This window comes from Paucihalobacter ruber (assembly GCF_006494535.1).
Lineage (GTDB): Bacteria > Bacteroidota > Bacteroidia > Flavobacteriales > Flavobacteriaceae > Paucihalobacter > Paucihalobacter ruber.
The window spans coordinates 315,288-336,220 of sequence record NZ_VHIQ01000001.1 but is presented as its reverse complement, the minus strand read 5'-3'; the positions used below and the strand labels follow the sequence as shown (position 1 = coordinate 336,220).

At 32.8% G+C, this 20,933-nt stretch carries 22 protein-coding genes; 7 read left to right on the top strand and 15 right to left on the bottom strand.

Annotated features, from left to right (window positions below; genetic code table 11):
• Positions 1 to 42: 42 nt before the first annotated feature.
• Positions 43 to 771, bottom strand: coding sequence for a DUF3575 domain-containing protein (locus FJ651_RS01485; RefSeq protein WP_140988620.1), 729 nt, complete (start codon positions 769 to 771; stop codon positions 43 to 45).
• A 73-nt stretch (positions 772 to 844) separates the two neighbouring features.
• The gene (locus FJ651_RS01480) at positions 845 to 1,471 is read right to left on the bottom strand and encodes a hypothetical protein (protein ID WP_140988619.1); all 627 of its coding nucleotides are present in this window, start codon (positions 1,469 to 1,471) and stop codon (positions 845 to 847) included.
• Positions 1,472 to 1,938: 467 nt separating this feature from the next.
• Between FJ651_RS01480 and FJ651_RS01475 the strand changes: the two genes are divergently transcribed.
• From FJ651_RS01475 to FJ651_RS01460, 4 genes are all read left to right on the top strand, one after another.
• Positions 1,939 to 2,427, top strand: a complete 489-nt coding sequence (locus FJ651_RS01475) for a hypothetical protein (RefSeq protein WP_140988618.1) — start codon at positions 1,939 to 1,941, stop codon at positions 2,425 to 2,427.
• A gap of 119 nt (positions 2,428 to 2,546) precedes the next feature.
• Positions 2,547 to 3,344 (top strand): type 2 periplasmic-binding domain-containing protein, encoded by a 798-nt coding sequence (locus FJ651_RS01470; RefSeq protein WP_140988617.1) that lies wholly within the window; start codon positions 2,547 to 2,549, stop codon positions 3,342 to 3,344.
• 397 nt (positions 3,345 to 3,741) lie between these two features.
• Positions 3,742 to 4,377: a hypothetical protein gene (locus FJ651_RS01465; protein ID WP_140988616.1), complete on the top strand. Its 636-nt coding sequence runs from the start codon at positions 3,742 to 3,744 to the stop codon at positions 4,375 to 4,377.
• 45 nt (positions 4,378 to 4,422) lie between these two features.
• Positions 4,423 to 5,103 carry a periplasmic substrate-binding domain-containing protein gene (locus FJ651_RS01460; RefSeq protein WP_140988615.1) on the top strand — a complete coding sequence of 227 codons (681 nt, stop codon included), beginning with the start codon at positions 4,423 to 4,425 and terminating at the stop codon, positions 5,101 to 5,103.
• 14 nt (positions 5,104 to 5,117) lie between these two features.
• On the opposite strand, the gene FJ651_RS01455 is transcribed toward FJ651_RS01460, so the two are convergent.
• The 12 genes from FJ651_RS01455 to FJ651_RS01400 all read right to left on the bottom strand — a co-directional run bounded on the left by FJ651_RS01455 (position 5,118) and on the right by FJ651_RS01400 (position 17,004).
• Positions 5,118 to 6,515: a hypothetical protein gene (locus FJ651_RS01455; protein WP_140988614.1), complete on the bottom strand. Its 1,398-nt coding sequence runs from the start codon at positions 6,513 to 6,515 to the stop codon at positions 5,118 to 5,120.
• 60 nt (positions 6,516 to 6,575) lie between these two features.
• The gene (locus tag FJ651_RS01450) at positions 6,576 to 7,367 is read right to left on the bottom strand and encodes a DUF2490 domain-containing protein (RefSeq protein ID WP_140988613.1); all 792 of its coding nucleotides are present in this window, start codon (positions 7,365 to 7,367) and stop codon (positions 6,576 to 6,578) included.
• Positions 7,368 to 7,418: 51 nt separating this feature from the next.
• Positions 7,419 to 7,922, bottom strand: coding sequence for a YqhA family protein (locus tag FJ651_RS01445; protein WP_140988612.1), 504 nt, complete (start codon positions 7,920 to 7,922; stop codon positions 7,419 to 7,421).
• A gap of 92 nt (positions 7,923 to 8,014) precedes the next feature.
• Positions 8,015 to 9,043: an HAD family hydrolase gene (locus FJ651_RS01440; protein WP_140988611.1), complete on the bottom strand. Its 1,029-nt coding sequence runs from the start codon at positions 9,041 to 9,043 to the stop codon at positions 8,015 to 8,017.
• A gap of 88 nt (positions 9,044 to 9,131) precedes the next feature.
• A complete protein-coding gene (locus FJ651_RS01435) occupies positions 9,132 to 10,559 on the bottom strand; it encodes an arylsulfatase (protein ID WP_246085298.1) in 1,428 nt (475 codons plus the stop codon).
• A gap of 276 nt (positions 10,560 to 10,835) precedes the next feature.
• On the bottom strand, positions 10,836 to 11,432 hold the full coding sequence (locus FJ651_RS01430; RefSeq protein WP_140988609.1) for a Crp/Fnr family transcriptional regulator: 597 nt from the start codon (positions 11,430 to 11,432) through the stop codon (positions 10,836 to 10,838).
• Between the two features lie 392 nt (positions 11,433 to 11,824).
• Entirely contained in the window at positions 11,825 to 12,691 is an 867-nt protein-coding gene (locus tag FJ651_RS01425) for a bile acid:sodium symporter family protein (RefSeq protein ID WP_140988608.1), read from the bottom strand.
• 17 nt (positions 12,692 to 12,708) lie between these two features.
• Positions 12,709 to 13,242 (bottom strand): hypothetical protein, encoded by a 534-nt coding sequence (locus FJ651_RS01420; protein WP_140988607.1) that lies wholly within the window; start codon positions 13,240 to 13,242, stop codon positions 12,709 to 12,711.
• Positions 13,243 to 13,866: 624 nt separating this feature from the next.
• On the bottom strand, positions 13,867 to 14,844 hold the full coding sequence (locus tag FJ651_RS01415; RefSeq protein ID WP_140988606.1) for an MlaD family protein: 978 nt from the start codon (positions 14,842 to 14,844) through the stop codon (positions 13,867 to 13,869).
• Between the two features lie 95 nt (positions 14,845 to 14,939).
• Positions 14,940 to 15,725 (bottom strand): ABC transporter ATP-binding protein, encoded by a 786-nt coding sequence (locus tag FJ651_RS01410; RefSeq protein WP_140988605.1) that lies wholly within the window; start codon positions 15,723 to 15,725, stop codon positions 14,940 to 14,942.
• Positions 15,726 to 16,496, bottom strand: a complete 771-nt coding sequence (locus tag FJ651_RS01405) for an MlaE family ABC transporter permease (RefSeq protein ID WP_140988604.1) — start codon at positions 16,494 to 16,496, stop codon at positions 15,726 to 15,728. It lies immediately after the preceding gene.
• Between the two features lie 88 nt (positions 16,497 to 16,584).
• Positions 16,585 to 17,004, bottom strand: a complete 420-nt coding sequence (locus tag FJ651_RS01400) for a CBS domain-containing protein (RefSeq protein WP_140988603.1) — start codon at positions 17,002 to 17,004, stop codon at positions 16,585 to 16,587.
• 122 nt (positions 17,005 to 17,126) lie between these two features.
• Here FJ651_RS01400 and FJ651_RS01395 point away from each other — a divergent pair, with 122 nt between their 5' ends.
• Both FJ651_RS01395 and FJ651_RS01390 read left to right on the top strand, forming a co-directional pair.
• Positions 17,127 to 17,501, top strand: coding sequence for a hypothetical protein (locus FJ651_RS01395; protein WP_140988602.1), 375 nt, complete (start codon positions 17,127 to 17,129; stop codon positions 17,499 to 17,501).
• A gap of 1 nt (position 17,502) precedes the next feature.
• Positions 17,503 to 19,209, top strand: a complete 1,707-nt coding sequence (locus tag FJ651_RS01390) for an ABC1 kinase family protein (RefSeq protein WP_140988601.1) — start codon at positions 17,503 to 17,505, stop codon at positions 19,207 to 19,209.
• Between the two features lie 73 nt (positions 19,210 to 19,282).
• Here the strand turns inward: FJ651_RS01390 and FJ651_RS01385 are convergent, their stop codons facing one another.
• Positions 19,283 to 19,885: a hypothetical protein gene (locus FJ651_RS01385; RefSeq protein ID WP_140988600.1), complete on the bottom strand. Its 603-nt coding sequence runs from the start codon at positions 19,883 to 19,885 to the stop codon at positions 19,283 to 19,285.
• A gap of 118 nt (positions 19,886 to 20,003) precedes the next feature.
• Between FJ651_RS01385 and FJ651_RS15805 the strand changes: the two genes are divergently transcribed.
• Positions 20,004 to 20,906 (top strand): transporter substrate-binding domain-containing protein, encoded by a 903-nt coding sequence (locus tag FJ651_RS15805; protein ID WP_246085288.1) that lies wholly within the window; start codon positions 20,004 to 20,006, stop codon positions 20,904 to 20,906.
• Positions 20,907 to 20,933 lie beyond the last annotated feature (27 nt).

Below are 20,933 nucleotides of genomic sequence, written 5' to 3'. Positions count from 1 at the left end.
TTTAAAGAATTATTTAATTTTTTTTAAAAATCAAGTCTTGCCTTAAAAGGAGTAACCAATAGAAATACCATATCTAAAAGAGAGAACTGAAAAATTTGATCTGAGATTACGATCGTTAAATTCAAAGTCAGCATTAATTAAATCGAATATACTGTAATTTTCAAGTGCTTGGTTTAGAACTTCGTAAAATTCGTCGGGTGGTGGAATGGTATTATCTAGTTTAAACTTATAAGAACCAGAACCTGGGCCTGCGATTAAAAAGTCTACAAAAAAATGCTTACCTATTGGTAGTTTATATCCAACCATTAACCCTACCGATGTAATGGCTATGTCTCCCTTATAGGCAATATCGAAAGACTCACCCTCACTATTAATAAACGTGCCAATCAGATCTGACTTAAAGTCTGAGTATTTCAAATACGCCCCAAAATAGAAACCACTAAGCATAGCTCCATTTAATGACTCATTCAAATAATATCTAAATTCTGGTACAATTTTGTAACCTGAATAGGTGAGATTATTGGTTTTTAATTGGTCTGTATCTATCCCTGAAAGTACAATTAATCCTTCCTCTGTTTTATAGCCAAATCCTAAATTTACCGAAATATGTTTTCCCAGAGCACGCTCATAACTGAGTGTATAAAGCCCATTAATAGCATCAGTAGCATAAAAATTGATTTGATTTTTTTCTACCTTGGAAGGGGTTTCATCTTGACCAAATGAAAGCCAAGAATGAACAAAAAGTGATATAAGAAGAGTTAGTTTTTTCATTAATATTGGAGTCAATTTTTAACCAATTAAGGACATGTTTTCTTAATGCTATTATTTACTAGTACAATGAAGATTAATTTTTATCAATTCTGAAAACTAAACCACCACTAAAACCGCCAAGGATAACTGTAGAACCTGTACTTATACCTGCACCACCAGGCCCGACATATACACCAGCCCAGTTGACAGGGAAAAATAAGTCGCCTTGTAATTTTAAGCCAACAACCTCTGAGAACATTATATTTACCCCGGCTTTAAAGTTAAACGCAAATTTGGTAGAACTGTTTAAGCGATTTTCTATAATTTCTAAATTTTCGTTTTTTGGTGAAACAACAACTAGTCCTAAACCTGCTCCCGCAAAAGGTTTTACTTTTCCTTGTTTGAAATAGCGTGTTGCTCCTACCAGAAACCAATCGATATTAAGATCAGCAAGTCTAGTTTCAAGAGGCGCGAAGACAACATCTCTAAGTCTAAGTTCTGAACTCATATTAATGTATGTAAACTCTGCCATCAAACCTGAATACGTTTCTATACCAAGCGTAATTCCAAATTGACCACTATCTTCTATTTTTAAATAATTTGGGCCATAGCCTAGTTTAGCGCCAAATTGGTAACCATACGATGGCGTAAGTTCTATGACTTGGCTAGTAGCATTAAAGAAGGAAGCAAACATTAAGAAAACGGCTAAAAGTTTTTTCATTTTAAAGTATTTATTAATTTTTAACGGTGTTTATTTTAGAATATAATGGACAGTTTAAATTATAATTGTAAGAAGCCTTTCATTAAATCCGTTCGTTCAATCAAACAATTGCAAAGTATTTAGTTATATACTTTTATTTTATATAATAACTTATTCGTTAATGTCATAAATTGGAAATTAATTTAAAACTGTTGTCTTAAAGTTTAACTTAAAAATCGCGTCGTAAAATTAGATTAACCTCTTTTGCCTGCAAATATCAAATGATATGTGGTGTTTAAATTATTGCTAATACATTTGTGCTCAATTTTTTTTTGGCAGCGATATTTTTGTTTCCTATATTTAGACTAGACGCAATTAGTTTTTTAATAAGAGGTTCAGCTAACATGATTTGATGATATGACGCTAGGGTCTGAATCCTCGCTTTTATGAACTTAATGATTTATTTAACCAATTAATTAATAAATAATATGAAAATCTGGATTACCTTATTATTGTTTTGCATAGGCTATTTATCTAACGCCCAAATAATTGTTCACGAAGGTGTCAGTTATGAATTAAAAGGAAAATCAATTTTTAAAGACGGGAAAGATGTGACTCAAACCTTATCAGCCGAGAATCAAAAGGCAATTAGAAGTAATTTTGAGAAATCACAAAAGGCCACAAAAAAGCTGGCCAAAGATCAAGAGGCGTTTGAGAAAAAATTGAAGAAAAATGAAAAGGATTTAAAAAAAGCAGATAAAGAGCGCAAAAAAAGTGAAAAGACTTTAAAACAAAAACAACAAGCTCAAGATAATTTTGAAAAGGCAAGTAAAAAAATGGAGGAGACTCAAGAGAAATACGATAAATTAAAACGAAAAGGTAAATTATCGCCCAAGGATGAAGAGAAATGGATCAAAAAGATAGAAAATTATAAGAATGATGCTGATAAAGCCAGAAAAAGTATGGGCAAGTCTTAATTTTTAAGACCACTAGAGTTTATAATAAAATTACACTCACTTATTTTTTGGGTTAAATCATATCATTTATAATCACCTACATGATGGTGAAAATTTCAATAGTCTATAAAAGTTAATCAGTGAAAAAAATAATTATTACCATCTTTTGCGTTATAACAACCTTGGCTACTGCTCAGGAAGTTGAAAAATTGGAAGCCGCCGAATTAGCAAAGAAATTGGCTAATCCAATTGCCAGTCTGATTAGTGTTCCTTTTCAAAACAACACAGATTTAGGAATTGGAGAACTAAATGGTTCTAGAAATACGCTCAATATTCAACCTGTTGTTCCAATTAGTGTGACAGATAATTTAAATCTAATAACCCGCTGGGTGCAACCTGTGATTTCGCAATATAATATTACAGGAGAAGGTAACCATGAATTTGGATTGGGTGATGCTGTGATAAGTGCATTTTTAAGTCCTTCCAATTCAAAAGGAGGCCTTACTTGGGGTGCGGGTCCTGTTTTTCTAGTTCCAACCGGTACAAATAGTTTTCTAACAGCAGAAAAGTTTGGAATTGGACCTACTGCAATTGCATTGTATCAGTCAAATGGAATTACTATAGGTGCATTAGTAAACCAGATTTGGAGTGTAGCAGGTGATGATAATCGAATTGACGTTAACCAATTGTTCTTTCAACCTTTTTTCACTTACAATTGGAAATCTGGAGCAGGATTGGGGGCTAACCTAGAGGTAACTCAGAACTGGGAAACGAGCAATACTAGTGTTTGGTTAAATCCAGTGATATCAGGATTATCCAGTTTGGGGAACCTAAAAACGCAATTTCTTTTTGGGCCTCGAATTAATTTAGCCGCAGCTAATGGTGCTAAAGCTGATTTTGGTATTAGGGCAGGTTTTGTATTTCTTTTTGCTAAATAAAAAGTTTATTTCAAACACATAATAACTGAAACAAATTTAAAAGTGAATGAAAATGTATAGTAAAGTTTAAAGTAAATATATAACAACTAAGTTTTTTGCTAATATTGTGATACTAATTTTTCAGAAAAATATATTTTATCATTTATAACTGGTATAGCGATCATTATTAAGATCACATCAAAAAACTTAATTGCAAAAATGGTGGTTTTAAAATGGTTTAAGAATATTACTTAATCAATTAGATAAAAAACTAATATAAATCGATGTCAAAACTACTCTATTTACATTGATATAAATTTTGCTAACTCCGGTAAACTTGCCTTTGTTGAAATTCAATTTTTGTGACTTAATTTTTAATATTATTATGAAAAAACCTATTTATCTTTTTTTTATTATTATGAGCATCACTCTTTTCGGCTCCTGCTCAAGTGTTAAAGTTCTTAACTCATGGAAAGGAGACAATATTGAAGCTGTAAAAGAAAATAACTTGTTGGTGATTGCCAGAACTGATAATATGTCGGCCCGAATTGCCTTTGAGAATGAAATTGTAAAAGAACTCACCTCTAGAGGAATCAACGCCACAGCCAGTTTTGAAAAATTTCCAAAGTTAAAACCTGACCAAGAAATCACGGAAGAAACCGAGAAAGAAATTAAATCGATCATTATGGATAATGGCTTTCTTGGTGTGGTTTTAACGGTTATTAAAGAAGAACAAGAGCTCACAAAAACAGTGACGGATGGTGGTTACTATGCAGGTAGCACTTATTATGGCTATTATCCACGATATTATAATGGTTTTTATGGTTATTATAGACATCCAATGTCTTATTCTACACTTGGAAACTATGTTGAGCAATCTAGTACGACATACACAGCCAAAAATTATGTTTTAGAGACAGTAGTTTACAATTTAGATGAACCTGAAGACAAACAATTGGTTGCTGTCATAACATCTAAATTAGAAGAGCCAGATAATGCCGCAACCACAGCAAAGCAATATGTTAAAGCTATTGCAAAAAGTTTTGATAAATAACAGTAGATTTTACTATTAATACTAAGCACAAATATTCCTAATCATATGTCTAATAAAGTTTCAGTAATTGTTATATTCTTTTTGTTATTGTTTCAATCATGTTCTTCTGTAAAAGTTGTAAATGCATGGAAGGCAGAAAGTGATCGTATAAATGAGTTTAAGAAAAAAAATGTATTGGTTATTGCTCGAACTGCCGATGATAATGCGCGCATGGCCTTCGAAAGGGAAATAGCCGAACAACTAAGAGCCAAGGGGATCAAAGCCACAGAGAGTTTTACAAAAGCCCCAAAAATATATCCCAACAGGGAAATTACAGAAGAGCGTGTTGCTTTTATAAAAGAGATTATGGGTTATGAGGGTTTTGACGCTGTAGTAATTACTGTAATAAAAGATAAACAACAAACGACATCCACAACACAAAATGGTGTTTATTTTGGAGCCTCTTATTCAAATTTTTATCCGGCGCATTACGGTAGTTTTTATAATTATTATTCAGTTCCTTATGCTTACGGGTCTTATTACGATTCATTTGGTGGTTACGTTCCTATTGGAGGAACATCAACAAAAACTTATACAAAGTATGTGCTTGAAACTGTAGCCTATAATCTTGATCAATCAGCCGATGATCAAATTGTGGCAATTGTAACAACAAACTTAGATGATCCTAATAATGCCGCTAAAACTGCCAAGAAATACGTTGATGAAATTATGAAGAGTTTAGAATAAACGCTAAACCAGAGTTATTTTTCTTTATTTATAGCATCATTTTTTTCAAAAAGCGGAATTTCTAAACCTACAACAAATTGCCAGCGTTTATAATTGATTTTGGCCAATTGATTAGAATTATTTGTTTCACTTTGGTTCAAATCAACGGGGTTTACAAATTTGGCAGTACTGTTGGTGTATGTTGTGCCCAAAATTACACTTGCAAAGTTTAATTTTAAATCAATACCCAAACTATAATGAATAAAATTTTCACCAATATTGATTTCTCTCGAATCTTCAGTTGATAAATCAAATATATTGGCGTTACTTATAAATGCATTATAATCTGTTGTAAAGCTTGCAAAGGATTTAAATCTTTCATTAATATATATTTCTATGCCAGCTCCAAAATTTACAACATCCCTTCGTTCTTCTTTAAATAATACTTCAGTTGAAGTACTGTTGCCAATTTCTATATTTGGAATAATAAGTCGATCATAAATTAATAGCCCATTAACATAATCCAAGTTTAAGTGTAATTTCCCTTTTCCAACAGGAATGCCTGTGCCTATTGATATACCTAATGGTTCTTGGCGTTGTGCTAATAAATTTTCGTAGTTATAATTGTAAAATTGATTAATTTCATTTGTAGCTCCAGAAATTACTTTGTTATAATCAAAATCTCCATTACTATGAAGTTCTATATATGGTAAGTTAATATTTACTCCAAAATCAATTTTAGCAACATGGTAATTTGCCCCAACTTTCATAAACAAACCGTAAGATTTTTGAGAAAACCCTACAGTATTTTGATAAAATGCAACGTTTTCATTAGATTGAATGGTGTGGTTTACATTGCTGCCACCATTATACTCATATCTTGAACCAAATAGAGAGATGCCTAAACTAAAATTTTGATTCATTTTTTTTGCCCAAGTTAATCCAAACCAATCATCTTTAACTCTTGTTCTTACGTTAGTTGTTACTCTGTAGGCTTGCGTGTTGGGGTATATATCTAAAATTTGATCTCTGATAATGTCACTGTTGTAACTTAAATTATTGTCGGCTCTACTTTTAGAAATAAATGAATATGCAAAACGTGTTCCAAAGAGATTAAAAGTACCACCGGCCATGGATGGTACACCATCAAAATTTGTAGAACTAATATTAGATTCTTCAACAAATAAGTTTGAAACCTTAAGTGAACTTAACTGATATGCTTTTGCATTGAATTCAAATCCTGTATTTTCAATTTCTGTTAATCGTGCTGGGTTATAATAGGTTAATCCTATATCAGAAACGCTTCCGGTTACGTTACCTCCCAATAGAATAGATCGGTTGCCATAATTATTAAATTTATAGTTTCCTTGTTGTGCACAAGAAAACAATGATAAAAAAGAAATTAAAAATTGTAGCAATCTTTTATTTATCATTATTGAACCTTTTTTGACCTAAGGTAAAATTTAAAGTTTAAATATGTTTTTTTGAAAGTCTTAAAATGTATCATCTTCGTTGATATCTAAGATTTGTTTTGTTGGTTTACCCTGATAAACTCTTAACCTTAAAATAAAATCATTGGATGTGTTATTTGTTTCAGTAATATTTTTGGTTCTATTAAATATGATATATGTTTCGTATCTCCAGTCATTTTTCGACTTATATCCTATACCTGGCGATATTCTCACTAAATCATTAAATCGGTCTGCCTTTTTTAAGTTAAAAAAAAATTCAGTTTGTAATGGGATATATAACCCTTCGGTAAATTGTAACAAATGTTTTTTCCAATTAATAATTGTTGATAGTCTGTAGCGTAGTCTAAAAGCACTATTCCAACCCGAATTATTAAATTTATTTTGAAATCGCTCTTCCAAGCGAACATAATTATATAATGTTATTGGTTTGATTGTAGGAATTTCAAATTTAACTCCTTGAATTAATCGAAGTTCTAAATTATCGTTAGCGTTATAATTTTGGGTATAGATTAATCCTGCCCCCAAATGATAGGACTTAATTAATGGGCTTTCTTTTTTAAAATCAAATAACTTATTGTTGTTCTTGATATTTAAAACTGAAATTCCTTGTACGCGATTGAATACTTCAGGGATAATTTTTCGGAAACCTATTTCGGTACTTAAGCTTTGATTTTCGTTTATAATACTAGTAAAATTGTAATCCAACCAATACTGCTGATTTATATTAATATTTTGATTTACAATGCTGTCTTGAGCTGAAATGGTGTAGTTAATAGTCGTGAAAGCAATAAAAGTAAAAAATATTCGCTTCATAGAATCAGCTCAAGTTTTCAATTTAATACAATATGATTAAATTTAGTTATTTCATTCTTTAGTGTCTCTCATTAATTTTAAAGCTATAGCTAACAATACTATAGTTAATGGTAATATAAGTTGTGTGTACCTTAAGTCATCCGGATGAGCGAAAAAACTTAGAGAGCACCAAACGGTTAGTGTTAATAATAAAGTTTCCCAAAGAAGTATTTTCAAATCTTTAAAGGTTTTGATTTTTGAAAACACTATAGATTCTTTAAACGTGTCTTCATCACCTACGAAGAGTTTAAATATACCACCACCTAGTATTAAAATAACTACTGAAAATAATAAAGTGTCTACAGCCTCAATAATATGCACACCCGGATGCGCTTCTTGTCCTCTAAATAACCCAAAAACTGATAGTAAACCATTAGATAATCGTAAAGATCCAATTCCGATTGCTATTAATCCCGTTAAGGTAATTAAGAATGAAATAATGATAGCAAAGTATTTTAAATTATAAATAGATTTTAGCTTGTCGATAAATGATTTTTTCTCGTTTGGAGTTGACATATTTTTTGATATTTTAGAATATTCAAAGACAAAATCAATCTTGTAGATTTCTTATAATCTACTTAGTTTTAATTTTGTGTTATGTATGAATCTTAGTTTTTTAATTCGAATGGATAGATCACCTTCCAGTCATTCTTCATATCAATAACTGTCCATCCTTTTTCGCTGGCTTCATCTAAACCTTTATCTAATTTGCCAACAGAAGATGTTCTGTCATAAGCCCATTCTCTTATCGAGTCTGTATGGTGAAGATACAATTGAAATGATCGGTAAGGGTTTGAATCTGTCCACTGTAACATTTGTAAATCGCCATCTGAATTTCCCGATGCAAATACAGGCTTTCTACCAATAAATTTATGAATACCAAGTGGTTTTCCGGCCTTATCATCAATAAAATCTATGGCTGGTAATCTTTTTATTTGTGCTACCCCTTCTTCTATAATAAATTCGGTTTTTATACTACTCCCAACAACTTGATCTTTAGGTATACCATAAACCTCTTCAACCCAAGGTCTGATAAACTCGATACCACCTCCTGAAACGATAAATGTTTTAAAATCATTATCTCTTAAATAATTGAGTAATTCTAGCATTGGTTGAAATACCAAATCGGTATAAGGTCTGTCAAAACGCGGGTGTTTCGCGGTAACCAACCAATCTTTTACTATTTGTTCAAACTCATCTACAGTATTTCCAGCATGTGATGCCATTACTATTTCCATAAGCCCGTGTTCCCCATAAGACATTAAGGTTTTCATGTCATTTTCGAGTACAGACTGATAGGGCTGTATTTTTTTCCATTCAGGATTTTTGGGTGCTAAAGCTTTTATTCTATCAATTGCAAAAAACAACTGAAAGTATACAGGTTGTTCTGACCATAAGTTACCATCATTATCAAACGTTGCTATTCGCTCACTTACAGGTATATAATTCTCACTACCTTCATCTGTTACAGCATTAACATAATCAACTATAGCCTTTTTAGTATCTCCATCATTCCATGATGGTAGAGGATCTATAATCTCATCTATAATTGTCGTTATTTCTTCTGTAGAATTTATTTTCTCTTTACAGGAAATAAAAACCAATGAAATGAATAGAATGTTTAATATTTTTTTCATGATTTTTTAGTTTAAAAAAGATTGGCAGCCTTTATACAATTGTATAAAAACCACCAATCTTAATACTAATATTTTGTAAAGCTATAGTTTAATTTCCAGGTCTAGAACCCATCTTTTTTACTACATTGTCAATACTTAAGCTACCCCCTTGAACAGGTGGAAACTCTTTGAACGACGATAAAAATTCACCGGCTATAGCCTGTGCAGGCACAAACATCCACATATTATCACCATACCATCTAGTATATAAAGCAGATTTCCAAGAGACCTCATAAGGATCTGCTCTTAAGTTAATAACTAAAGGCCACGATGGTGTTTTTCTAAAACCTTCATTAATTGAGCCTTCCATATAGGTAAAATGTAATTTCCAATCATTATATCTAATGGCATTTAAATTTCCTCCAGCATCAAAATAGAAAATCTCTTTTCTAGGCGCTTCTTTTGTTTCACCTTTCCAGAAAGGCAATAAATTATAACCATCTAAATGAACTTTAAAAGTTTTACCTGCTGCACTGTGACCTTTTAATAATTTTTCTTTTATATCTGGCACACCTGCTGCTGCCAATAAAGTAGGCATCATATCTTCATGTGAATATATATTATTATCTATGGTACCTGGATTAATTACTCCCGGCCAACGAATGACACAAGGTACTCTAAAGCCACCTTCCCAGGTAGATCCTTTTTCACCGGCAAAAGGAGTCGTGCCACCATCTGGCCAAGTGAATTTTTCAGCACCATTATCAGTAGAATACATAATAATAGTATTATCTATTATACCCAATTCTTCTAATTTGGCCAAAACAGTTCCTATAGCCTTGTCATGCTCTACCATACCATCTGGATACAACCCTATCCCTGTTACGCCAACACTCTCTTCTTTTAAGTGCGTCCATACATGCATACGAGTTGCACTTAACCACACAAAAAATGGTTTTCCATCATTATGCGCTTTCTCAATAAATGCAATGGCTGCTGCTGTAAATTCTTCGTCAGCAGTTTCCATACGTTTTCTAGTCATTGGCCCTGTATCTTCTATTCTACCATTAGAATAAGAATGAATAACACCACGTGGTCCATATTTTTTATGAAATTCTGGGTCTTTTGGGTAATAATAGGTTTCTGGTTCTTCTTCAGCATTTAAGTGATACAAATTTCCAAAAAACTCATCAAAACCATGATTTGTTGGTAACATTTCATCACGGTCTCCCAAATGATTCTTTCCGAATTGACCAGACGTATACCCTTGAGGTTTTAATAATTCTGCAATGGTAGGTTGATTTGGTTGTATCCCTTGATCTGCACCAGGCATTCCAATGGTTAATAAACCCGTTCTAAAAGGATGTTGCCCTAAAATAAAAGCCGCACGACCAGCCGTGCAAGATTGCTGTGCATACCAATCGGTAAAAACAGCACCTTCATGACCAATACGGTCGATATTAGGTGTTTTATAGCCCATCATGCCTTGACTATTAATACTAATATTGGAATAACCAATATCGTCTCCCCAAATCACCAAAATATTTGGTTTTTTTGCTTTCTGAGCACTAGAGACCCCAAAAAAGGTTACTAAAAGTAGTGTAAAAAGTGTTTTTGTCATAGTTTTTATATTTGAATCAATTAATTATTTATGATTTAAGTGTTTACTACAAACCCTTCTTTATACTTGTAAATAATTAAATAGACCCAGTTAAAGCTAAATGAGCAATCATTAATTTTAATTAAAATACAAGTAATTAACAGTAATAGTAACTTATGACAAAATAATGGTCAATAAATCTCAATAAAAATATCATTTGATATGTTTTTGCCAAGATTTTTTAATTCGGTGAATAGTGAGTGGAGTTACGCCTAAGAAACTTGCAATATGCTTATCGAAGGTAGTTTTTAAGTACTTTGGATTCCATTCGATTAAGTCTTTATAGCGTTCTGCAGGCGTCAGTGCTACGAAGGTATTAATTCGATGTGATAATGTTAATATAGCTTCTTTAAGAATATTATTAAGGTAGAAATACATAATTTTTTCATTTTTAAATCCTAATCTTTCTAATTCGGAAATATCAAATTTTAGATAATGCAATTCTCCAATAGCTTCAATATCCAACATTTGTAATTTTTCACTAAAAACCAAGGCTTCTCCAAAAATATACCCTTCTGATCTTAAATGGTTTGTTATTTCGATTCCTTCCTTGGTTGTTTGATATGCTCTTGCAGAGCCTTTTAAGATTAATAACAAATATTTATCAGCCCGTCCTCTTTTTAAAATTATCTCTTTATTTTTTGCTTCACCATATTTACAGATAGATAAAAAAATGTCAATTTCTGCATCTCCGAGATTTGGAAAGTATAAGGATACGAGTTCTTTTATTTTAACCTGCGTTAGTTCCATAACTAAATATTACTTGTACTAATATAGTTAATTTGCTCTATCAAGAATTCATTATAATAGATTAAATTGATTTATGTTATGTGTTTAGTAACTAATCAAATAAAACCTAATAAAAGTTTTTTAAGTCAGTAAACTTTCCTTGTCATATATTTTAAGAGGTAAGCACTATATGATTTTTTATGAATTTTGTCTAAAACATTATAAATCTGTATAACAAGGCTTTATATGGATGGTTTAAGTTTCTTTTTGAACAAAATAATTATCTTTAATTGAATCTGGGTACAAAAAATTGATCTCTTCGCTAACAAATCCCTGCAAATTATCCTAACAATTAATAAATATTTCTTAAAAACACTTATTTAATGTTTTAAATGTTTAGTCCGATTTTGTTCTTAATAAGAACTTTTTGAAAGTTTCCACATTAAAATTCCACTGATTATGTACATCCAAATCACATAAGCTACTGTTGGTATGCTCATTTCAGTATTTCTTAATATTGTTGTGGCGATAACAAATGCTAAAGTTCCGTTCTGTATACCACTTTCTATTGAAATTGATATCGCCATTTTGAAGTTTAATTTAAATAGTTTGGCAGTTAAGAAACCCAACCCAAGAGTTAAAATATTTAATAACAAAGTAACCAATCCTACTTCCCTCATGGCTTGACCTATTAAATTAAAATTTACCGCTACGGCTGTCATAAAGACAGCAATAAAAATCAAGGTAGATGCCAAGCGCATTGTTTTCTCCATTTTTATGGCAAATTTTGTTTTGAATCTTCTAACAACCATCCCTATAGAAATAGGTAATACTGTGATTCCAAAAATTTGAATAATTGTATCTAATATGGGTAATTTAATGGTACTATCTGATTTACTTCCAAAATACTCAAGAGAAAAAGAAAGTACGTAAGGTATGGTTAATACACTTATTACACTTGCGACAGAAGTAAGTGTTACGGAGAGAGCAACGTTTCCTTTGCAAATTTGCGTGATTAAATTACTGGTTGGACCACCGGGACAAGAAGCTAAAATCATTAACCCTATGGCCATTAATGGGCTTAAATTACAAGCTATGGCCAGAAAAAAACTAATACAGGGTAAAAATACAAATTGATTAGTTAGACCAATTAGAATGGCTTTGGGGTATTTTACTATTCTTATAAAATCATTAGGAACCAAGTTCATTCCCATTCCTAGCATAATTACAGCTAGTGCCACGGGGAAGAAGACTTCGAACAGAATATTGGCGTAATTCAAAGGATTAATTATAAAGGTTAAAAACGTTTACTTATCCCCAAGTTGATTGACCAGGTACTATATTCTTCTTTGAAATCATAATTGATGGCCGGGAACAGTCCCCAGTCTTCATCTAGTTCAAATTCATATTCAAGACTAGATCTAAGAATGAATAAATTTTTATTTTTTTCAAATTCTATTGCGGGCCCCAGTGAAAAACTCCATCGGGTCTCAAACTCATAACCAATTAAAATACCTGTAATTAGTGCCCGTTCTCTTTCTAAATCATCTCTATTAAAATTCACTAAATAATTACCCAATTCCAAATCTACTACCGCTCCAAGTTTCCATCCTTTTGGAAATTGCACAAAATAATCAACACCAATTGTTGGCACAAATACAGACCCGTTTTCATCACCCTCCTCAAAAGCCGACGGTATATGCGTATAGCCAAAAACTAAAGCTACTTTATGAATTTTATCTTTATTTTTAACATTTTCATGCTCTTGGGCATAACTACAGTTACAATAAAGAATTACGATTAAAACAAAGGCTAAATATTTGCTAAACATTTAAATATATTTTAAAAAAGTCAAGATAAATTCTAATTTGTAATTAGTGGATTTTTTTATAGTGAATAACTAAGGTCATAAGTAAATAATTTTACACTTAAGGTATTGGTAGTTCCTTATCTGGGAGCATCCGTATTTTTTAGGATTATATGCGATACCACATGGTAAATCTGTTTCTTTATTAAATTATTCTTACTAAAACTTAATAATCAGTGGCTATATATTAGGTAATTTCAATACTATCGACTTTTTAATTAACATCAAGAAATAGAATTACAATAATAAAAACAAACCTATATATAACGCTTTAATTTGAACTTTTATCACATAGAAATTATACATGATTATTGCTAATAATTGATTTTACTAAAATAAAAACGTCATCAATATTTAGCGGCTAAATATACAATTTTTCAGATAGAAAAGGCTAAATGAAATTTGAGCAATCTGAGATTTAGTATTTAGTTTAACTATCATATTTTTTTAAAAGTTTCAGGAGAATTTAAAAGGCATAAATTGAATTAAATTATAAGAAATAACAATATCTCATTCATAACAAAAATGTTGTAGTTTCTCAAATAATTTCTTAAGGAATCTACTAAAGTTGATTATGTCAAATCTTTATTATTGCTCCTTTTTTTTCTCTTCTCGTTCCAGTTTTCTAAAGTAACTGCGGGTTAAAAAATTATGCTTCAGGGCTTCCATGTTTTCGTTAAACTTATCGGTGCCTTCGTTGATGTTGTTAATAATGTCTTTTAGTTGTTCTACCAGTTCTTCGTTGGTTGACAAGTAATTTAAGGCACCTTCACCATCTTTAATTTGTTCAATAGTGGTGTTTAAATTACTTAAAACAGTTTGTATGTCTTTACTGGAGTTCTCAAGATTGGTAACGGTATGTCTTAATTGTCGGGCACTTACGGTATCGTTGAGCACTACGCCGGCAAGGCTGTTTTCTAAATCAACCTGTTTGATGAGACCATTGAGCTCTTTGATGGTTTTGTTGGCTTCCATGCTGGTTAGCTTAAGATAATTAACGGTTTCAATGAGGTTCTTAGACATAATCGTGTCTGTAATGAGCATACCCAAAGTGCCTTTTCCGTCTGTAATTTCGTTGGCTATATTTAAAAGTTTAGAAGTAAGCAATGCGGCATTTTCGTTGGTAGTGTTAAGGGTGTTGAGCATCTCGTTGGTTCCAATCTTGGTAAACGATTTAATAACGTCGCCTTCTTCTATCGGACTGGTACCTTGTTCTCCGGGAATGATATTTACAATCATATTACCTACCAATCCGTCGGTGCCAATGGTGGCAATAGCGTCTTTTTTGATATGATTAATCATCTTTTCTTCTAAAACCATTTGAACATTAATCACCGTATCGTTGAGCATTTGTATTTGTTTGACGGTTCCTACGTTAATACCTGAATATCGCACGTTGTTACCCGGTATTAAACCATTAACATTGGTAAAGTTTGAACTGATGGTAAAGGTTTTCACAAATAAATTCTGGCGTTGTCCAATAAAATACACGGCAACGATAAAGATGAGCAAACCTATACTTACAAATAGGCCTAGTTTTAGTTTTTCGCCGGTGGATTTTTTCATGTGTTAATATTTATTGATTTTCAATGGTACATGGAACGCCCTACTATTAACATACTTCTTTGTATCAATATTTTTACATGGGTGTTTCATGTGTTTTAGTTTTTAAAAAATGCTCTAATTTTTTCGTCTTTAGAATTAGATAGTTCGTTAAAGCTACCTTCGGCATAATTAATACCGTCAATTAGCAATATGATGCGTTCTGCCACCACACGCGCACAATCAACATCGTGCGTGATAATGAGCGATGAGGTGTTGTATTGCCGTTGAATGTTGCGCATGAGTTCTATAATTTCCTTTGAGGTAATGGGGTCTAAGCCGCTGGTTGGCTCGTCGTATAAAATTATTTTAGGTTTTAAAATTAAGGTCCTTGCCAAGGCAATGCGGCGTTTCATACCACCCGAAAGTTCAGCAGGCATCAGGTTGATGGCGCTTAGTAGCCCAACGTTGTTGAGCGCTTCTTCAACCAATGGTGTGGTATCGTTTACAACACCAAATTTTTGTTTATGACGGCGCAACGGAAATTCTAAATTCTCTCTTACGGTCATTGAATCGTATAAAGCGCTGCCTTGAAATAAAAAGCCCACTTCGGTTCTCAGTTCGTTTAGTTCGGTTTGATTGAGAGATAGCAGGTCTTTCCCCATTATTTCTACGTAGCCCGAATCTGGTTCTGTAAGTCCGATCAGGCATTTAATCATAACAGATTTTCCGCTGCCTGATTTTCCCATAATCACCAAATTTTCACCTTCAAAGAGCTCAAGGTTAAATCCGTCAAGTACCACATTGTCTCCAAAAGCCTTTTTTAAATTTTCAATTTTTAAAATGGGATGCTTTTTAGAGGCGATGTCGCGCTTAAGTTGACTATATGGAGTTTGACTTATCATTTAAATTTCAAAGAATATATCGGTTATGAATACGGCTATAAAATCTAATATAAACAACAGCATAGAGGCAAAAACAACGGCTGAGTTGGCTGCCAAACCTACACCTACGGTACCTTTTTCGCAATTAAAACCCTTGTAACATCCTACCATGCCAATAGCAAAACCAAAGAAAAAGGTTTTGATGGTTGCTGGGATGATATCGGTGTATGAAAGTGCATTGATGGCTTTGGTAAAATAAAGCGTGAGTGACACATCACCTTTTAAATTTTCAACTATAAAAGAACCATATAACGCTATGGCATCACCAATAATTACTAAAATAGGTAGCATTAGCGTTGTCGCTACTACACGTGTAACCACCAAATATTTAAACGGGTTGGTACCTGAAACTTCCATAGCGTCTATCTGTTCGGTGACGCGCATAGAGCCTAATTCTGCACCAATGCCTGAGGCAATTCGGCCGGCAAAGGTTAAGGCGATAATCACCGGACCAATTTCTCTAATGATTGAAATACTTACCATAGATGGCATCCAGGCTTCTGCACCAAATTCCTGTAGGGTTGGCCTGGTTTGTAAGGTAATCACCAATCCTATGATAAAAGCGGTAACACTTACCAGTAAAAGCGATTTATTACCAATATTGTAGCACTGTTTTAACAGCTCTTTAAACTCGAATGGTCTGGTAAAAACTTCCTTAAAGAAACGTTTTGTGAAATATGAAAAATCACCAATCTCAATAAAAAAACGCTCTATGTTTCCGGTACCCATCATATCTGCTTCATTTAGTTATTTTAAATTTCCGGCTAATAGATCAAATTTGACTGGTATGAATCACCAACAACTCAATTCAACAAAGATGTCAATGAAGTGGCTGTTTTTGCTTGGTCAAATAGTGTCTAATAATATCGGCGGTTGTAACAATGCCTACTAATTGTTTGTTTTCAACAACCGGTAGCGCTCTAAATCTAACTTTTGTTAGAGTTTCGGCAACATCATCGATGGTTGCATTGATATCAACACATTTAACGTTGGGCATCATGATATCCTGGACTTGTTTTTCGGTGTAAATCATATCATCGTCATCAAGTCCGGCACCGTTAATACTATACATAAAATCGGCCAGACTAATCATTCCTACCAACTGGTTGTTGTTAACAACCGGAATGTGATGGTGGAAATTTTCTTTTTCGTAAATGTGTTTTACATCTAACAGTTTTTGTTCAGGAGTAACAGAAATAACCTCTTTGGTCATTATTTCTGAAATAGTATTTGCTTTCATGTCTTAGACTTTTACATCTTTAAATTTAACAACTTAAATCGAGAGCTGAAATGACCATCATCATATTTAATGTGTGTTAGATGTTATACTTTTATTGGTAGAATAAACCAAGTATTTACGCCATGAGAACTAAAACAATTATTGAATTATTAACGCTGTCGTCCAGTTTATACGTTTTAGCCAGAGAGCACAATTTATTTGAGAAAATTGGCGAAATGTCTGAAAAGGGTAAGGAGCACTTTAATAAACTTGCGAAGGAAGATATCATTGATTCTGAAGGCAATGAGGTTGAATTTATTGATAAGTTTATTCTAAAGGCCAATCAGGCCAAGGAAGAACTTGAAGAAAAAATTGAAGAACTTATTGTTAAATTCTATAAGAAAATAAACATAGCCCATACAGACGAAATAGCAGCACTCAATATCAAGTTAGAAAAGTCTGAAAATAAAATTGCTTTGTTAGAAGCCCGATTAAATCATCTGGAAGCCAAACAATAACATGAGCTTTATTGCCAACATAAAACGCAAGTACAAATCCGTTTCAAGATATAACGAAATCCTGAAGGTGTTACTCAAGTATGGTTTTGAGGATTTGGTGCAGCATCTTGAAGAGAAAAAGAAATACGCCTTTCTTCAAAAATTAATTCCGCAAAAAACCAAAACGCAGGCTTTAAGATATACCAAATGGGAAAAAATGCGATTGGTTTGCGAAGAGCTCGGACCCACTTTTATCAAGTTTGGCCAGGTGTTGAGCAATAGGCCAGATTTGATTCCTTTTGAATTGGTGCTGGAGTTTGAAAAACTACAAGACAATGTGCCGCCTATGCGCGATGATACTGTAAAACAAGTAGTGGTGTCTGAACTCAAAAAAGATATTGACGATTTGTTCGCCTGGTTTGAGCCGCACCCTTTTGCTTCGGCATCAATGGCACAGGTTCATAAGGTAATTTTGCATTCAGGAAAACGCGTAGCCTTAAAGGTGCAACGACCCGGAATTAAAGATGTGATTTTAGAAGATATTAAGGTGATGTATTCCATCGCCGAAATTCTTGAGAATAGAATACCGTCTTTGAAAAGTTTTGACCCTATCGGATTGGTGAAAAATTTTGAAAGTGCCATTTTAAAAGAATTAGATTTTATTAATGAATCTGTTAATATACAACGCTTTTATAACCATATTAGTAATGATACCAGCTTGGATCAATTTGCACACGCCCCGTTGGTTTACAAAGATTTTACTACCGAAAGAGTACTTGCAATGGAGTTTATTGCAGGAATAAAAATTGATAGACTTCAAAAATTAGCCGAAAAAAATATCGACACCAAATTGATTGCGCGTCGTTTAAGCAATAGTTTTTTTAAACAAGTGTTCGAGTACGGTTTCTTCCATGCCGATCCGCATCCCGGAAATTTATTAGTACTACCAAACAGGCATATTTGCTTTTTGGATTTTGGTATGATGGGAACTATTTTACCCAGAGATATCAAGGTTTTTGGTAAACTATTTACTGCTATTTCTAACAAAAATGTTAAACAAATAATTCAATCTATTCAGCAATTATCCGATGCTACGGTTATTAACGATATGCGCTCTTTGGAGTTTGATATCAATGAGTTTGTTGAAAAATATTACGCGAAAGACCTCCATAAAAACGAAATGAGCACCTTATTGCTGGAGCTAAAAGACATCATAGTAGCTCACGGTTTAAAGGTGCCAACCCATTTCTATCTGTTTGCAAGAGCATTGGTTACGTTAGAAGGTGTTCTCGAAAAATTAGATCCGGAATTAGATCAGTTTGAAATGGTAAGACCTTTCCTTTCTAAAAGTATTACCCGTAATTATAGTCCGTTATTGATGGGCAAAAAGGTTTTCAATTCAATTTACGAGTTGGCCGATTACATGGAAGACTTCCCCAGAGATCTTAAGAATGCCATCCGAAAAATAAACAGGGGCAAAGTAGAGGTCGATTTAACTCACAAAGGTGTAGATCCCATTATTCATACGTTGAGACGTTTAACCACTCAGTTGGTATCTGCTTTTATTATGGTGGCGCTAATTATTGGGTCTTCGTTGTTCATTATTTCCAATATTCCGCCTTTATGGAAAGAAATTTCGGTTGTTGGTATCCTTGGTTTTGTGTTGACCTTTATTATAGGATTTGGAATGCTGCAGGATATCAGAAAAAAAGATTACCATAAGTGGTAATAAACCAAACCTCAAAACACTATCTTTAAATTGAAGCGTTTTGAGGTTTACATCTGCTTAAAATCAAACAACTTTAAGATTTTGAAAAGGCTTGTTTAAAGTGATGAAAGGCTTCAGACATTTCCCCTTGAAAATGGTCCCACTGGGTTTCTTCTTTCTGCGCTTCGTGGTCACTTTTAAACTTCTGTACAAATTCTAAAAACTCTTGTTTTCCTTTATCGTAAGTGGTTTTAAAATTAGATTTAGTGTCTTCTAAATTATTCTCTAAAATATCCAGTTTTACTTTGAATTTGTCTATTTCCATTAATAGTTGGTTGTAAGCCTTATTCAAAGTGTCGTTGGTTTTAATTTTCACTTCAATGTCGTGAAGTTTTAAAAGAATGTTTTTCTTTTGATCTTTGAAAGCATCTATAGTTTCTGCTTTTCCGAGTGCTAATTGAACCATTAATTCTTCAAACATGGTTTTAATTTCTTCATATTTATCCTGACTCTTTTGCACTTTGGTTTTTGAATCATGAACAAACCGATTGAAATCTTTTTTAGCATCTTCAAACGCATCTTCTAATTCTGCTTTTCCCAGTGACGCCTGAACTTGTAATTCCTCAAGTTCTACAGCAGCTTTTCTTAGAAAATCAACTGCTTTGTCAACCATAGTTGTATTTACTGTTGTTTTCATCTGTTTGTATTTAATGTTGCTTTTAAATGTACGTTTATATGAGAGAATTAAAAATGATATATATCATTTATGCCTTTTATATGAGGGTATTTTTTAGCAAATAGTTTTATCTTTAAACATGTTTAATATTATTAATATTGGTATTGCTTTTCTGATGCTGATGTTCTGTAATCAAAAAAATAATCAAAAAACCATGCTAGAACCTCAAGTAAAACAAACCGATACTACCATTGTTGACTTCTGGAATGGCAATAGGTCTGAAATTAGAAAAGATTACGAGTGCGAGGTGCTCAATGCTATTTTAACAGCTACTGTTTTAGAATTTGGTTTGTTTAAAATTGAAGAAAGTGTAACCGAATATCCCGGATTAGAAGAATCTGATGTGTTTAGCAAAAGACAACATCATTTATTTGTAACCGTCGCCGGTAATCAGAAATTTAACCCCGGAGATTTTATCATGATTGCACAACCAATAGCAAGGAATCTGTTGGGTTATCGCATTCCTATTATAAAAACAACTGATATGAACAAGTTTCATTCGACTGTTTCATTATCTCAACTGCAGCAGTTAAAAAATGGTGTTCCTGTTTCTTGGAGCGATGCCACGATATTTAGGCATAACAGATATAATGTTGCAGAAGAAGGCGATTTTGATGATGTTTTTGAGCGTTTGGCCGATGGAAAGTTTGATTATACCTGCTTTGGCGCGAATGAAGTTCGAAGTGTTTTTAAAAGCCGTGCGTCAAAATATAAAACATTAACACAAGATGAAAATACGATGTTTTTCTATCCATTCCCTTTGGTGTTTTATGTTAATCCGCAAATGCCTGACTTAGCAAAGCGTATTGAATTTGGCTTAAGTAAAATAACAGAATCGGGTGTGTTAGATACAATCTTTAATAGCTATTACGCCAATATTGTTGAAGAATTAGGCCTCCAAAACCGCAACGTGATTTTACTCGAAAATCCTCTTATTCCCCAGGAGTTTTCCCATTTAAAACCCAATTTAACCGATTTCTGATCAGACAAATCGTATAAGACTAAAACG